Annotated in this window: 11 protein-coding genes and 3 CRISPR repeat arrays (1 of these 14 cut by a window edge); of the genes, 9 read left to right on the top strand and 2 right to left on the bottom strand. The window is 43.8% G+C overall.

Annotated elements, in window-relative coordinates; translation table 11 throughout:
- Positions 1-33 precede the first annotated feature (33 nt).
- A complete protein-coding gene (locus tag BMW55_RS12395; RefSeq protein ID WP_089969686.1) occupies positions 34-792 on the top strand; it encodes a 4'-phosphopantetheinyl transferase family protein in 759 nt (252 codons plus the stop codon).
- Positions 793-1,060: 268 nt separating this feature from the next.
- Positions 1,061-2,695, top strand: a complete 1,635-nt coding sequence (locus BMW55_RS12400; RefSeq protein WP_089969688.1) for a peptide ABC transporter substrate-binding protein — start codon at positions 1,061-1,063, stop codon at positions 2,693-2,695.
- Between the two features lie 1,298 nt (positions 2,696-3,993).
- Positions 3,994-4,294: a CRISPR direct-repeat array (repeat unit 30 nt; unit sequence GTTTAGTTGTATCCATATTGGTATTGAAAC).
- 198 nt (positions 4,295-4,492) lie between these two features.
- Here the strand turns inward: BMW55_RS12400 and BMW55_RS12405 are convergent.
- Positions 4,493-4,714, bottom strand: a complete 222-nt coding sequence (locus tag BMW55_RS12405) for an ABC transporter C-terminal domain-containing protein (RefSeq protein WP_170839913.1) — start codon at positions 4,712-4,714, stop codon at positions 4,493-4,495.
- Between the two features lie 264 nt (positions 4,715-4,978).
- Here BMW55_RS12405 and BMW55_RS12410 point away from each other — a divergent pair, with 264 nt between their 5' ends.
- From BMW55_RS12410 to BMW55_RS12425, 4 genes are all read left to right on the top strand, one after another.
- A complete protein-coding gene (locus tag BMW55_RS12410; RefSeq protein ID WP_089969693.1) occupies positions 4,979-7,084 on the top strand; it encodes a M1 aminopeptidase family protein in 2,106 nt (701 codons plus the stop codon).
- Between the two features lies 1 nt (position 7,085).
- Positions 7,086-7,952 (top strand): ABC transporter ATP-binding protein, encoded by an 867-nt coding sequence (locus BMW55_RS12415; RefSeq protein ID WP_089969695.1) that lies wholly within the window; start codon positions 7,086-7,088, stop codon positions 7,950-7,952.
- On the top strand, positions 7,949-8,590 hold the full coding sequence (locus BMW55_RS12420; protein WP_089969698.1) for a hypothetical protein: 642 nt from the start codon (positions 7,949-7,951) through the stop codon (positions 8,588-8,590). The genes BMW55_RS12415 and BMW55_RS12420 overlap by 4 nt, the downstream gene beginning before the upstream one ends.
- 1,450 nt (positions 8,591-10,040) lie before the next feature.
- Positions 10,041-10,577: a DUF4309 domain-containing protein gene (locus tag BMW55_RS12425; protein WP_244527553.1), complete on the top strand. Its 537-nt coding sequence runs from the start codon at positions 10,041-10,043 to the stop codon at positions 10,575-10,577.
- Between the two features lie 196 nt (positions 10,578-10,773).
- Positions 10,774-11,595: a CRISPR direct-repeat array (repeat unit 30 nt; unit sequence GTTTAGTTGTATCCATATTGGTATTGAAAC).
- Positions 11,596-11,857: 262 nt separating this feature from the next.
- Here the strand turns inward: BMW55_RS12425 and BMW55_RS12430 are convergent.
- Complete coding sequence (locus BMW55_RS12430) at positions 11,858-13,273, bottom strand: tetratricopeptide repeat protein (RefSeq protein WP_089969703.1); 1,416 nt, start codon at positions 13,271-13,273, stop codon at positions 11,858-11,860.
- A gap of 276 nt (positions 13,274-13,549) precedes the next feature.
- On the opposite strand from BMW55_RS12430, the gene BMW55_RS12435 reads away from it, so the two are divergent.
- The 3 genes from BMW55_RS12435 (at position 13,550) to BMW55_RS12445 (ending at position 14,547) form a co-directional block, all read left to right on the top strand.
- Positions 13,550-13,840 carry a hypothetical protein gene (locus BMW55_RS12435; protein WP_089969706.1) on the top strand — a complete coding sequence of 97 codons (291 nt, stop codon included), beginning with the start codon at positions 13,550-13,552 and terminating at the stop codon, positions 13,838-13,840.
- Between the two features lie 99 nt (positions 13,841-13,939).
- Complete coding sequence (locus BMW55_RS12440) at positions 13,940-14,170, top strand: hypothetical protein (RefSeq protein WP_089969707.1); 231 nt, start codon at positions 13,940-13,942, stop codon at positions 14,168-14,170.
- A 53-nt stretch (positions 14,171-14,223) separates the two neighbouring features.
- On the top strand, positions 14,224-14,547 hold the full coding sequence (locus BMW55_RS12445; protein ID WP_089969710.1) for a hypothetical protein: 324 nt from the start codon (positions 14,224-14,226) through the stop codon (positions 14,545-14,547).
- 109 nt (positions 14,548-14,656) lie between these two features.
- Positions 14,657-14,841: direct repeats of the CRISPR family, unit length 30 nt; it runs 306 nt beyond the window's last position.

The raw sequence follows: 14,841 nt of genomic DNA on the forward strand, positions 1-14,841 counted from the left end.
AAAAAGATGCCAATCTGAAGGAGAGGTGTACGGTTGAGGAAAACACTGCAACCGGGGGCCGTACATATATGGTCCGCTCCCCTGTCTGCCGCAGCTCCCGCCCTTCGGCACCTGTTGAATGCGAAAGAGCTGGAACGTCTGGACGCGTTCCGAAAAGAAGAAGATCGAAAGCGGGGGCTCATCTCTTACGGATTGTTGCGCCTGCTCCTGGCACAGATATTACACAAAGATCCCAAAGAAATTCCCATTTCCCGCGCTTGCCCCGATTGTGGAAAAGAGCACGGCAAACCCAGGCTGTTGGAGACCTCTCCCGAATCGATCGAGATATCTGTTTCCCATTCGGGCCAGTTGGTCGTGATCGCCTTGGCCCGTTCGGTTCCGATCGGCATCGATGTCGAGGAAATACGGAGAGATGTCCCTGTGGACCAGCTGGCGCTTGACATTTTATCTCCATTGGAACAACGGGAATTCGCTCTTCTTCCCGAGGCCGAGAAACAGGAGGCTTTTTATGTTTACTGGACCCGAAAAGAGGCTGTTCTCAAAGCTTTGGGGCTGGGCTTATCCGTTCCCCTGAAACAGGTGAGTGTGACGGGACGGAACCAACCGCCCCGGTTAATCAGATGGGATTCCGCTCATTCCTTGCCGGATCACGTTTCAATGTTTCCTCTCTCTTTAGGATCAGGATATGAAGCCTGCCTGAGTGTGATCGGTTCGTGTCATCAGGTCCTGATGGAAGAGGGGGCCTCCGTGATTGATCGCTGGAACCGGGAAAATCACCGCGGTTTCCTTTAATCATTCCGATACCGCTCAACCTTTGGCTTTGCCGGGTTGGAGCGGTTTTTTTTATCCGTCCGGCAGGCCGGTTTCGGGTCCGGCGGAAACTGAACTAGCCTGAGAAATGATTTTCTATTTTATTTAATACTTTAATTAACAAAAGTTACAGATTGATATATTTGAGTATTCTAGTATAATGAATGATGTATTTTTATACATTCCATCGAGTAAAATGCGCGAAAGCGGGTTAAAAGCACTTGCTTGATACAGAACGGGGGGATGATTGTTGCCAACCAGATGGAAAGCGGCTGTCGGGCTTGTCGTTGTATTTACCTTCCTGCTGTCTGCATGCATGTCTCAGGCAGCGACGGATAAAAGCGGTTTAAGTGATGAACAAGTCTTGCGGCTGACGGAAACCAATCAAATATCCAGTTTGGATAGTGCCAAATACGTAGATATTGTCTCCTGGAACGTCTTGTACAATGTGAATGAAGGCCTCATGCGCCTGGGAAAAGAAAATAAGCCTGTGTACGGAATCGCCGAAGAGGTGAAAATCAGCCCGGACAAAAAGGTTTATACATTCAAATTGCGCGAGGAAGCCATGTGGAGCGACGGGGAACCGGTGACCGCCCATGATTTTGAATATGCCTGGAAACGGGCGTTAGACCCGAAGACAAAATCGGAGTATGCTTATATCTTATATTCGATCGTAGGGGCGGAAGAGTATAACAAAGGGAAGGGAAAAAAGGAAGGGGTCGGTGTGAAAGCGGTTGATGACCATACGCTGGTAGTCAGGCTGAAGAAGCCCCAACTCACTTTTTTAAGCTTGACGACACAATCGACTTATTTTCCCCAACGCAAGGATATTGTGGAAAAATACGGGGATGAGTACAGCAAGTCCCCGGACAAAATGGTGTATAATGGTCCCTTCGTCATCCAATCCGTCACTCCGCAAAAAGTGGTCCTGAAAAAAAATGAAAACTACTGGGACGCCAACACGGTAACGTTAAACCGGGTGGAAATCATCGTTGCAGCAGATACGCCCAAAAGAATCAGTCTGTATAATTCCGGTCAAGCAGATACCGCCAAGCTGGATCAGGAGTTTGTTTCCGCGTATGTCCAGACTCCCGACTATCTCAACATGGAATTGGCTTCGTCTCAGTATATCTTGCTGAACCAAAGAAACAAGATTTTAAGAAATGACAATATCCGACGGGCGATCAGTCTGGCGATCGACCGCGAAGAAATTGCCAACCAGATATTGAAAGACGGCTCCAAACCGGCGGGTGCCCTTGTCCCTCCTGCGTTGTATGTGGACAATCAATCGTACCGCGAACTGGCCGGGGAAAAATTTGTCAAACGAGATGTGGAAAAAGCCCAAAGATACTTTCAACAGGGCTTGAAGGAACTCGGATTATCCAAGCCGCCCACATCGCTGACCCTGCTCAGTTTTGATGACCATCGCAAATATGTGGCGCTCGCTGTGAAAAAACAGCTGCGCGAGGCATTGGGGTTGGAAGTCAAACTGGATTCCGTCCCCCGAAAATTAAAAGTTCCCCGTGAGCTGAAAGGCGATTTCGATCTGACCATGTCCAGTTGGTTCGCCGATTACAGCGACCCGATCGGCTTTTTGGAGATCTGGAAGTCCGACTCAGGCCTCAACTATATGAAATTCCAAAATCAGGAATTCGAACGGCTGCTTGAAAAAGCCGAGCTAACCACTGACCAGGATAAGAAGACATCTTATCTCGCTCAAGCGGAAAAACTGCTGGTGGGCGAAGATGGGGAAGCGGCCCTTGTCCCTCTTTATTACGAGACCAACTCATTTTTGCAAAGGCCGTATGTGAAAGACCTGTACCGCCACCCCTACGGAGCGGAATACGATCTGAAGTGGGCCTATATCAGCAAAAAGAAAAATTAACCCGAGTCGATCATTTCTCCGCACCTTTTCAGGTGCTGTTTTTTTTTGTCTGCAAGTTGTGGACAAAGTGTATAAGCTGTGAATAACTTTGTGGATAACTCGATGCTGGGGATAACAAGCCAGATGATCGAGGCTATCAAGTAAGAGCTATTCTCATATCTCTAAAGGTTCTTTAAGAAATGCTATCGAAAAGGGAGCATCCCGTTTTGATAAATCTATCTCGATACTCTCGCATCGAACTCCTAGAGATTGAATTTCACCGCGCAGTACATCTTGGCCACTTCGCTTCAGCCTGCCTATAAGTGAAAAAGATATCTGCTCCAAGACTTTCCAATTGACGACAGATCGCTGTTCCAATACTTGACTACGACTGACGCCAGTAACCACCGCAATACGTTTCCTAAGATGAACACTATGTTTCTAGAAAATCGACTGGTAAATTTAATATTATAGTACCTATTCTGTTACTTGGACTCTGCATAGCATTAGTCCCACTAGGCGTCAAAGTGTTGCGCGACGGCCCGCTGCCATCACGCAAGGCAATAATCTGGGCCATTGCATTCGTAGCGGGAGAGATTGTATTTTATTGTGCTTTCAATTCTCTTCCCGGAAATGATGCGACACTAATTATAGTTTCTTTGTTAGATTCTCCTTCTGGGACATCGCCCCAGCCATATGCCAAGGCAAACCGATCCCATAGGACAGTAAAAAATTAAAAAGACACCTTATTGGGGTAGAACCACATGCTCATCAAGCTAAGTCAATATCGAAAAATACGAATGGATGATATTGTTAAAAATATGTAAATATAATAAATAGTATTTTATTTTTTAAACAATTAAGCTACTTCCCGACCATACTTGCACAAAAATATGCATTTTGTGAAGTTTGCCTGAACTGGACATGGAGAAAAGATGTCCGGCTGGTTGTCGAAGACCCTGGTGACACCATCGGCAAACGAGTATGCATGGACTGCATTCAAAAGCATCAGATCCAAGTTCCCGACTGTGAATGGTCTTTGGCGTACGATTGCCATTGAGCGGATTCACGGGCGGTAGACTGGCTGGATGAAGATTGAGATAAAATGAAGCATTTGGGGACTGGCTATATTCTTCAAGCGATTGACAACTGTAATGAATAGAAGATGGTTTGGCTGTTACGGTTGGTAGGAAATGATGCAATAAGACTCGCTACAAAGTCTGTGAACCTCCCGGGGATTTTGCAAGATCGGAGGTTCACAGATTTTTTATGCTTTTGATATAATGGAATTGTTTGATATTTGTGGTGTTCACATACGGGTTTAGTTGTATCCATATTGGTATTGAAACGGCAAGGAAACGCGGATCCGAAGAAGACATTATCTGGTTTAGTTGTATCCATATTGGTATTGAAACTGTGATCACCTCAATCTATATAAACAGACTTGCTGTTAAAGTTTAGTTGTATCCATATTGGTATTGAAACCAAAACTAACAGAAAAAGGCCGGGAATTAATTAGAGAGGGTTTAGTTGTATCCATATTGGTATTGAAACACTCTTAACAGAAATTTTTGCATCCCCCTGAGTTATGTTTAGTTGTATCCATATTGGTATTGAAACTACACAACGCCGATCTTATCCGTCCAGTAGGCTTTGTTTAGTTGTATCCATATTGATTGAAACTTAGGGAAGATTGGTTTACAGGGCGCGGTTGACAGGGCGAAACGCTTTTCATAGCCCGCTAATCAATCGATCGTGAATGAAAAAGAATGACACAAAAACCAAGGCAGGTGGCTCATTCCACCTGCCTTGGTTCGTTTAGGCATCGGCCAGTTCCGCCCACTGGTCGGTTTTTTCAGCGAGGGTTTGTTCCAGCTTTTCCAGCTCCTTTTGCAAGTCGGCGCTCTTCAGGGGCCGAGAAGATTTCGGGATGGAACAATTCCTGTGAATGCGGGCGATGTCTGTTTCCAGCTTTTCAAAATCCTTTACCGAAGAAACGTAGCTTGTGCCAATTATACCGAATAAGGGGAATTTACTCAAAATCTATTCCGGGGTGTAATAGTTAAGGTGGGACGGGAATCAGGTAACTCCGAGATACATGCAAGAGTACATCTGGATCCGTCTTGCCTTGTGGAAGGGGTGCAACGGATGGGGCTCGGTGATTGATTGACGATTCCACCGGTCGCTGATAGAGTAATATCCGGGTCGGAATTTTTATAATTTTGATCGGCATCCGGCTTTTCGGTTGCAGATTTGTCCGGATGCCATTTCCTTGAATACAATTTGGTGATCGGGAGTTGAGGAATGAAGACGATCAATTCATGGAAAGTAGAGATGTTGCTGATTTCAAGAAGCTTGTGGACTTGGCTTGTTTTTGTGGCTGCGGCGATAGTAGTGGTGATTCAATACCAGACTCACCTTGAGATGAACGACCCTGGCCGGGCGGTGACATCCACTGCGTTTATCGTCCTGGGTGGGCTCTTTGCCAGCATGATTCTGGGATTGACCTTGGTTAGGAATGAACATGTGAGTTCTTCCTATGAACTTTTCCACGTGATCGACCGTGGCTATTTCGCGAAGATTTGGGGAAAATGGTTGGCATTGCTGACTTGCGTCGTAACTTTTTCTGCAATCGCCGCCTTAATTTTGTTCTGCATGTATTTCATCTACAATGTCCCCTCCGTTTTTTATTCTCAAGCGGTTTTCTATCTGTTGCTGTACTGGGTGATTCCGTTTCTTGTTGCGGGGATGGTCGGGATGGTCTCCGGACTGCTCATGAGGTCAAGACTCGTATTTGCCGTGCTGACCGTGATCTGGCTTTTGACCGGACCACTCAATTATGACATTTTCAGCCAGTTTTTTTTTCTGGTTCCGTCCGTGGATCCGACTCCTCTGATGGACTTTTTGAATTTAGGTCAAACCAATCCATATGAGCCTTTTGATCCGATTTATGGGTTTCCAATGGAGATTCCCCGCTGGATCCAAAAGGGAATAATCGGATTGGGTGCTGCCGGTTTCTTTATTTTGACGGCCATAATCAAGTGCAAAGTGAAATTTACAATGCGATGGGCGATCGTGTTTGCCGTGATGGTGCTGTCTCTCACTTGGTTGTCCGCTGAATATGCAAAGGAATCTCAGGTGATTTACACCGGTAACCGGAAATACGGCGTTTTGGGTTATGACTGGCACTACTACAAAAAGCATCCAGTGCCAAGTATTCAGGATCAAGTGCCGTTTGACGTATCTTCCTATGATGTAAAATTAAACGTATATCGAAAACTGTCCGTCAATCTCGACATGGTTGTGGTTCCTCGTGAAAAAGGAAGAAAACTGGTGTTCACCCTTTATCGTGATCTGAAGGTCAAGAAGGTAACGTCAAACGGGAATTCACTGTCGTATCGCCAATCCGGGGATCAGATTGAAGTCCAACTTTCGACTCCAATCAACCTGGGTGAGTCCCTTCCGATCCACTTCGAGTATGAGGGTATCTCTTCACCGTTTTATTTCGCAAATGAACAAGCGGTGATGTTGCCTGGTTATTATGCATGGTTGCCGGTGCCGGGTGCACATCCGGTCATGAGGTATGAAGAGTCTCTGTTATTTCCCAATGATCTTAGTCCCAAGGCTCCGGTCCATTACCGTTTGACCTATGAGGGGCCTGAACCGTTGTATTCCAATCTGAAGAAAACGGGAGAAAATCGGTTCGAAGATACGGTGGCCGGCGGCATTACGTTGGTGGGTGGAAAATATGTCACATCCCGAACGGTCAACGGAACAACCTTTGTATATCCGAAAAGCTTTTACAAACTTGAATCTGAGCTGGAGGAAATGGAACGGAACTACCGTGGTGCCGTTCAATTGGTATCGAATGATTTATGGATCAGCAAGAAACAGGATTCGAAAATTCTGTTCTTGTTGTCACTTCAGGACGAAAGTGAAACCACTCATTTGTTATGGCATTCTGACAGATACGCAATCCTGAAAATCCAACAGTTTTTCAATGATGATTCCCGCTTGTTGAAAGATCGGGCTTTTTTCATTCGGTTGACTGCTTCATCATTTGTCAAATCATCCCCCAGTGGGCAAGAAATTCAAAATTTGTTCTCAGACGCTTACCTGTATTGGGTGGAACAACGGGAGCCGGGCTGGGTGCAGGACGGTCGTTCCGGAATGAGTCAAGCCTTGGAAAGGAAGAGGAAAACTTTAGAAATGATGCAGGGAACTTTGGATCAAAAACAGTTGAACCAATTAAAGGAAGAGATCAGCATCTATGAAGATGTGATCAAGTATGTCAATGAGAAGAATACGCGCGAGATCAGGGAATTTTTCAGGGATTTTCATTTCGCTTTAAACCAGCCAAAAACATTGACTTGGGATGAAGTCAGGAAGCTCATGAAAGAAGGAGAATAATATGGATGTGTTAAGGATTTCCGGTTTGGTCAAAGATTATGGGAAACAACGGGCATTGAACCACGTCGATCTGGTGATTGAACCCGGTATGTTCGGGTTGTTGGGACCAAATGGAGCGGGAAAAACCACATTGATGCGCATTTTGACCACGTTGATTACACCGACCGAAGGAACTGTGCAGTATGGAGATTTAAATTGGAAGGATGCATCGAGTGTCAGGAAAATCATTGGCTACTTGCCTCAGAAATTTTCCGTTTACAAACAGATCAGAGTGGATGAGGCATTGAAACATATCGCTGTTCTGAAAGGAGTCGAAAAGATTGAAAATACGGTACAATCCGTATTGGACAAGGTGAATTTGACCGAACACGCCAGAAAGAAAATCGGTCAGTTGTCCGGGGGAATGCTTCGACGGGTCGGCATTGCCCAAGCGATCCTCGGCAATCCGAAGATCATTGTCGTGGATGAACCAACCGCTGGACTGGACCCCGAAGAGAGGATCCGGTTTCGAAAATTGCTTCGAAGTCTGGGGAAAGATTCCATCGTGATCATTTCCACGCATATTGTGGAAGACATCGAAACCACTTGTCAAAAAGTGGCCATTCTACATACCGGAAATGTGATCAAGGAAGGTTCGGCCGAAGAGATTGCCCGTGCAGCGGAGGGGAAAGTATGGGAAACCACCGTTTCCCAGGACGAGTTTTATGACCTTGCTGACGAGTGGGAAGTACTTTCCAGTTACAAGAGAGAGGATCGGGTCGAAGCGAGAATCTTGTCCGATGTCCCTCCTCCTGATGCCAAGCCTGTCGCCGCCACTTTGGAAGATGGATATCTGTACCTGATGAAAAGCAGGGAGAAGGTAACGTGAAAGGGAAAATCAATCTGGTGTTTGATTGGAAATCAATGGGATTCAACGCTTATGTGCCATTTTTGGCCGCATTTTTCATTCTCGGATATTCGTTTCTTGCAAAGAATGATGCATCGAGAATTATCCCTGCTCTTGAATTTTCTTTCCCCATTTTTGCAGCCTGGTGGAGTGTGTTTCTGTTTTATGATTTGCTGGAGGAACCGGGAAGCGAAACCATTTTTACATATCCGGTCTCCCGTTGGAGTCTCGGTATAACAAGAGTGTTGTCTTACTTTGCGTTATATTTGTTTCTGCTGTTTTTCCTGCTCTGGATCGTTGACGCTTTTGCAGCTCCGGGAATTTTTGCCCCGATGTATGTGCAACTGGCGATTCAGTCATTCTTTTATTGTACCCTGGGTTTTGTGTCGATGGCGGCCACATTGAATGCCGGATGGTCGCTTGTCATCGTAGTCATTTATTCGAGCACACAAATCCTGACACGAGGAGAACTGTTTCCATGGATAAACATTTATCTATTCAACCAGGATATCCTTGACGTGGGCGATATGATCCCCATGCTCAGTTTGGCTGTTTTTTTCGGGATTTTGAATTTGGGCGTTGGCCAGTATTTGATCCATACATTGAAGAGGTTTCATTAGGGAAAGAATGGTGAGGTCAAACCACTCTTGCGGTAGAGAGCCAGCCAGAAAAGAGTGACTGGCTCTGTCCAAGGGATATAGCTTGAACGGTTGTACCAGTACCTTTCACATGAAGTCAATCATCATTTCTTTAGTTCCATTTTATTTTCCTTCAGGATGCAGAATCTTGCCAACCTCTTACCTGGTGCACTTCTTCCAGACAAGATCGAGCGCGAGTTAAAGCGGACCATCATGAACCATCCCCAACCCTGGCCTTACCGAAAACTACGCATTTTGTGAAGTTTGCATGAAACTGGACATGGAGAAAAGATGTCCGGCTGATTGTCTAAGGCCCCGGTGACATCATCGACAAACGAGTGTGCAACGACTGCATTCAAAAGCATCAGATCCAAGTTCCCGACTGTGAATGGTCTTTGGAGTTAGAAGCGCGTACGATTGCGATTGTGCGGATTCGCGGACGGCGGGCAGACTGGCTGGATGAAGGCTGGATGAAGATTGAGATAAAATGAAGCATTCGGGGAACCGGCTATATTCTTCAAGCGATTGACAACTATAATGAATAGAAGATGATTTGGCTGTTACGGTTGGTAGGGAATGATGCGATAAGTAAGACTTGCTACAAAGTCTGTGAACCTCCCGGGGATTTTGCAAGATTGGAGGTTCACAGATTTTTTTGTCTTTTGATATAATGAAATTACTTGATATTCATCGTGTTCACATACGGGTTTAGTTGTATCCATATTGGTATTGAAACGACAACAAACCGGATCGCCAGCTATAAGTATAGGTGTTTAGTTGTATCCATATTGGTATTGAAACTTCACTTGGATTTCCCGACGGGAAAAAACAACTGAGTTTAGTTGTATCCATATTGGTATTGAAACAAAACTCAGAGAATCGTTAGGACTATCCCAACAACAGTTTAGTTGTATCCATATACGTGAAAGTGATGGGAATCACGCAACGATTACAATGGGCTAAAAAATAAAAAAGAAGGGAATAACCTCCCTTTATTTTGGCGGTTTAACTGCGTATAAGGTGTAGAACCAGCATACAGCCGCTGAGGGATCATAGAACTATATAATGGTAATTGTCGTCCGATAATTCAGATTGAATTAATGCTTTGGACAAATTTTCTCCATAGTAGTCAGTTGGTGGTTTATGCCCCATTGGACCAAACAAAGCGTTTCCAATGACCATGGTAAGTTGGGTTAATTCCCCAGGTTCCAGTTAAGGTAAACCAACCGATTGGGAAATTTCATAAAAGAGCTTTACCTTTGTGAAACCTTTTCAATTGGATGACGTCTAATGGATGACGAAAGGAGGGAACTTTCATTCCGTGGTTAACGGTGATAACCCGATGTTGATATCACCGGGAAGAAAGAGTGATTCAAATGGTGTGGTGGCGTTCATCCATTCTTAAGTGAAAGGGTGTTTCATGTTGAAACGAGTGAAACTTTTTATCCATAGCTTGACACTTTCAACACTTGCACTTCTTATGATGTTCAGTGTGCCCGCTTTCGCTTCTGCGACTCCGGCATCGTCGCAGTCAACACCGGATCTGCTGGTTCGTCAGATCATGGGTTTAGCCTATGAATCCCAACAATCGATAAACAGCGTGCCGTTTTCTGTTGGCGATTCGTTGAGAAAGGTCGTCAAAGAATGGGGCCAACCGGAAGACCTGAGTACCGTTGCGGCCAACTATTGGAGCCGTCATGTCCGATTCCTCTATGACGGTTCAACAGGAAGAAAAACGATCACCGCGATTGAAGATTTTGATCCACAGTTGCAGACCATTCATTTGTCGGACGTGAAGGGCTTGCTTGGCAACCCTGTAAGTGAAAAGGAACAAGAAGGTAACTACTATGTTACTTATACCGATAACGAAAATTATACGGTGATCTTCGTGTTTGAGAGTGCCTGGATTAATCCCGACCCAGCACTCAGTATGTATATTGTACAAAAGCCCACACCTAATCATCAGTGACTTTTCGCATAAAAACCGCCCCTTTGATTTTACTGGGGGGATTCCATTTTTTTCTTCGGTTTGTAGTGAAATGATTTAGTAAAACTCGCTGAAATGTCTGTGAACCTCCCGGGGATTTTGCAAGATCAGAGGTTCACAGACTTTTTTGGTTTTTGATATAATGAAATTGTTTGATATTTGTGGTGTTCACATACGGGTTTAGTTGTATCCATATTGGTATTGAAACTCATAAGGATCAAAGTTTTCGTGAACCCATCTACGTTTAGTTGTATCCATATTGGTATTGAAACTTCAAGGCATCTTTCATAGCCTGACGAGCTTCGTCGTTTAGTTGTATCCATATTGGTATTGAAACTGACGAACAAAATGTTCATGCTTTAAAACAATTCGGGGTTTAGTTGTATCCATATTGGTATTGAAACGGGGGACTTTGACGAGGATGCTATCCTCTGAAATTCGTTTAGTTGTATCCATATTGGTATTGAAACGCTGAAACAATAGCACGAAAAAAACTGAATGAAAAAGTTTAGTTGTATCCATATTGGTATTGAAACAGTTCTGGTTCACGGCTGTAAGGTGGCGGACTTCGTTTAGTTGTATCCATATTGGTATTGAAACTGGCATAACTTCGCCATAACTTCAAATGTAATTCCCGTTTAGTTGTATCCATATTGGTATTGAAACTTGCAAAATAACCGCTATACCCTTCTAAAAAAACGACACGTTTAGTTGTATCCATATTGGTATTGAAACGACCGTTGGCAAAAAAGGCTGGATGAAGTCAAAAGAGTTTAGTTGTATCCATATTGGTATTGAAACATGGAAAAAGCTTATGAGGTAATGGATTGCCGTCACGTTTAGTTGTATCCATATTGGTATTGAAACAAGTGCATATTAGCATCTAAATTTTGTTTCAACTCATCGTTTAGTTGTATCCATATTGGTATTGAAACTTCTCCATCCCACATATTGGCTTCCCAGCTCCCCAGTTTAGTTGCATCCATATTGGTATTGAAACACAAACAAAACAGGCAATCGAACGATTGATTGCCTGTTATCAGTTATATATTTAAATGTTGTCAGACGTGATTCGCACCGTCTCCCATTTTTATTTAAGTCTGACCCTTCGACTCGTTGAGAACTTTGTTTGGTAGACTTGGGTGACGGGCGTGTAAGGAAAGAAGTAGAAAACACAGCCAGGAAATACACGCGCAAACAAAAAAGGGCTCTCGACATGAAAGCGAAGCCCTTTTTTTAGTATTGAAAGAAAAATGTTTTAATCAATCTTCTGGGGGATCGTTTACAACGGACACTTGATTGGGCAATACTTGTGGCAGCATCGGACCGAACCCCTCTTTCCGGAATTTTTTTAAAACCTGCTGAAACTCATCCATATAATCATGGTAAGCTGGCAAGTCCTTCTTTTTACAAATATCAGTGATTTCTAACAAAATGTCAAGTACAAAAAGATCCAATGAATGTTTTTTAGCCAAATCCAAGGCTTCCTCAAAACACTTTAAAGCCTTCAGATCGTTATTCCCATTTAAAAAGAATTGACCATATGCGAAAAGGGCTTTAACCAATCTGTAATCATCTTTGAGGTTTCTTCCCAGGAGGACAGCTTTTTTCAAAGCCTCCTGAGCTTCCTGAACCTTCCCTTTCTTCAAGTATAACAGACCTAATTGAGTATAGGTTGTAATTGTCAGGTATTTTTTTCTGATCTTGTTTTCCAATTTCAACGCAGATTGAAAGCAGACTTGCGCATTAGATAGTTGTTGTTTATTGGCGTATGCTTCACCAAGGGACGACCATAACTCAAAGCAACGGTCGTACATATGGTCAACACGCGCTTTTTCCAGTCCCTCCGAGGCAATGTCGATCGCTTCGTCAAACCTTTTCAATTTAATCAGTAGCTCTACTCGAATCTGATACAAGTTCAAACGGGCATCTGCTATATCAATCCGGTGCATTTCTTTCCAAGTGTCTTCGACAATTTTTAATGCTTCACTATCTCTATTCCACTTTTCCAGAACACTTGCCTTATTGATAATCAGGTTGTAATACACATGTGGACGCAACCCGTCCGGGTTAAACGATTGAATCCCTTTTTCAATATAGTTTAATGCCCGGCTTAATTTGTTTTCATGGTTACAGACACGACCCAAACCATTATAACAAACAGCCAGGATGTTCGTGCGTTCAAGCTCGTCAGAAAACTCTTTCGCATATTTAACTGCCGTTTCAAAATGGGCTAGTGCCTCATTCCATTTTCTTTTCTTCTCATAGTATTTACCTTTCAAAAAGAATACAAAAGCCATATTGGACGACTTTGTCCCGTCTTCCAGCTTTGTATACTTCTCAAATCTTCTTAACTCCTCGATCCCCTCGTCTGGATCAACCCACAACTCATGTTCAATTGCCTTTAACTGGAGCGGCAGGTCCAGTTCGTCATCATCAGTGTTTGGTATATCAAGGGATTCTGATACCCGCTCCAAATCCATCTCATAAAAACTGCAAAGTTTTTCTACAGTTTCCCTTTTTGCCAGGTATGCACCACGTTCAATCTTACTGATCATCGTGTGTGAAACCTCAATTTCACTCGCCACTTCGAGTTGACTCAAATTCCGTTTGAGTCGAGCCTTTCTGAATATATTTCCAAGGTCTTCAGATACAAAAACCTTTTCTTTTGATTGCATGTTACTCACCCCGACAAAAAATTTTCGCCAAAAACCAATGTCTCAAATGGCAAATAACCCCTATATTTTTGAAAATGCCTTTTTGTTCAGAACCATTTTTCCGTCAAATCTATGATTAGAGTTCAATTTTCCGTTAATAAACAGCCAGCATGAGTACTTCAAACAGTATTTAAAATATTTGTAATTCAAATTCTACTATGAGAGTATTTGTATGTGAAGAAAAACAATTGTTCATTTAACTTTTTGCTGGATTAAACAAAAAGGAGGCGGAAAATTTTGCTGGCGATGCTGGTCAAGGGTCAGGCGAACCGTGTCCAGGCATTTTTGACTGATCTACAACAACGTCCGCAAATGAAGCTGGTTCATACAGAAGTGAGTGAACAAACGGGAGACCGCATCAAGGTTTTCTGTTACATCCAGCACCAACCGAAGCACCGGATGTGTGTGGTTCAACTGGCTGCGGAAAACGGGGAAACCATCCGGATTCCACTTGTGGATGCGATCCGTGTGGAGATGGAGGAAGGAAAAACATTGTGGGTTGGTAAAGTGGTTGATCTGTTTGCATAAAAAAAGAGCCATATCGAGTGGCCCAAAATAAAAAGAATGGTGCAGTACGATTATACCACGTTTGGGAAGAGGGAAGAACAGCGGAAGGAGGAAAGCGCATTGACAAAAGGCGAGTCTCAACTGATCAAGAAAAGCGATGCTGTCGGGTATGTCGTGTATGCGATGGCCAAGCTCGGCTATAAACGACCGGAGATTGAAAGAGTGATCAAAGAACTCAGAAACACTTTTAACTTCAGGTACAGCGGCAGCATCGTGGATGCGAACCTGACCAATGGCAGGATCGCCAGAAGGGAATGGCTGCCCACCATTGCAGAAGCTGAAACAGAATGAATCTTGAAAAAGAGTGGAGAGTGGCCAAGTTTAGATGAGCAGAGGGATGTCCCGTGTCAAACAGAAAAGAGCTGTTAATGAAATTGGCGGACAAGATCGAGCGCGAGTTAAGGCAGACCATCATGACCCATCCCCAACCCTGCCTTACCGAAAACTACGCATTTTGTGAGGTTTGCCTGAACTGGACTTGGAGAAAAGATGTCCGGCTGGTTGTCGAAGGCCCCGGTGACACCATCAGCAAACGAGTGTGCAAGGACTGTATTCAAAAGCATCAGATCCAAGTTCCCGACTGTGAAAGTTCTTTGGAGTTTGAAGCGCGTACGATTGCCATTGAGCGGATTCGCGGACGGCGGGCAGACTGGCTGGATGAGGATTGAGATAAAAAGTCTGTGAACCTCCCAGGGATTTTGCAAGATCGGAGGTTCACAGATTTTTTTGGTTTTTGGTATAATGAAATTGCTTGGTATTAGTGGTGTTCACATACGGGTGTAGTTGTATCCATATTGGTATTGAAACATTTTATCCCGTAATTTACTAGCCACGTGAAACCACGTGTAGTTGTATCCATATTGGTATTGAAACTGAACATATTAGCCCATTTGTAGAAGCGATATAATTCGTGTAGTTGTATCCATATTGGTATTGAAACCATTTTATATGCAATTCTAATA

This window comes from Lihuaxuella thermophila (assembly GCF_900110165.1).
Lineage (GTDB): Bacteria > Bacillota > Bacilli > Thermoactinomycetales > Thermoactinomycetaceae > Lihuaxuella > Lihuaxuella thermophila.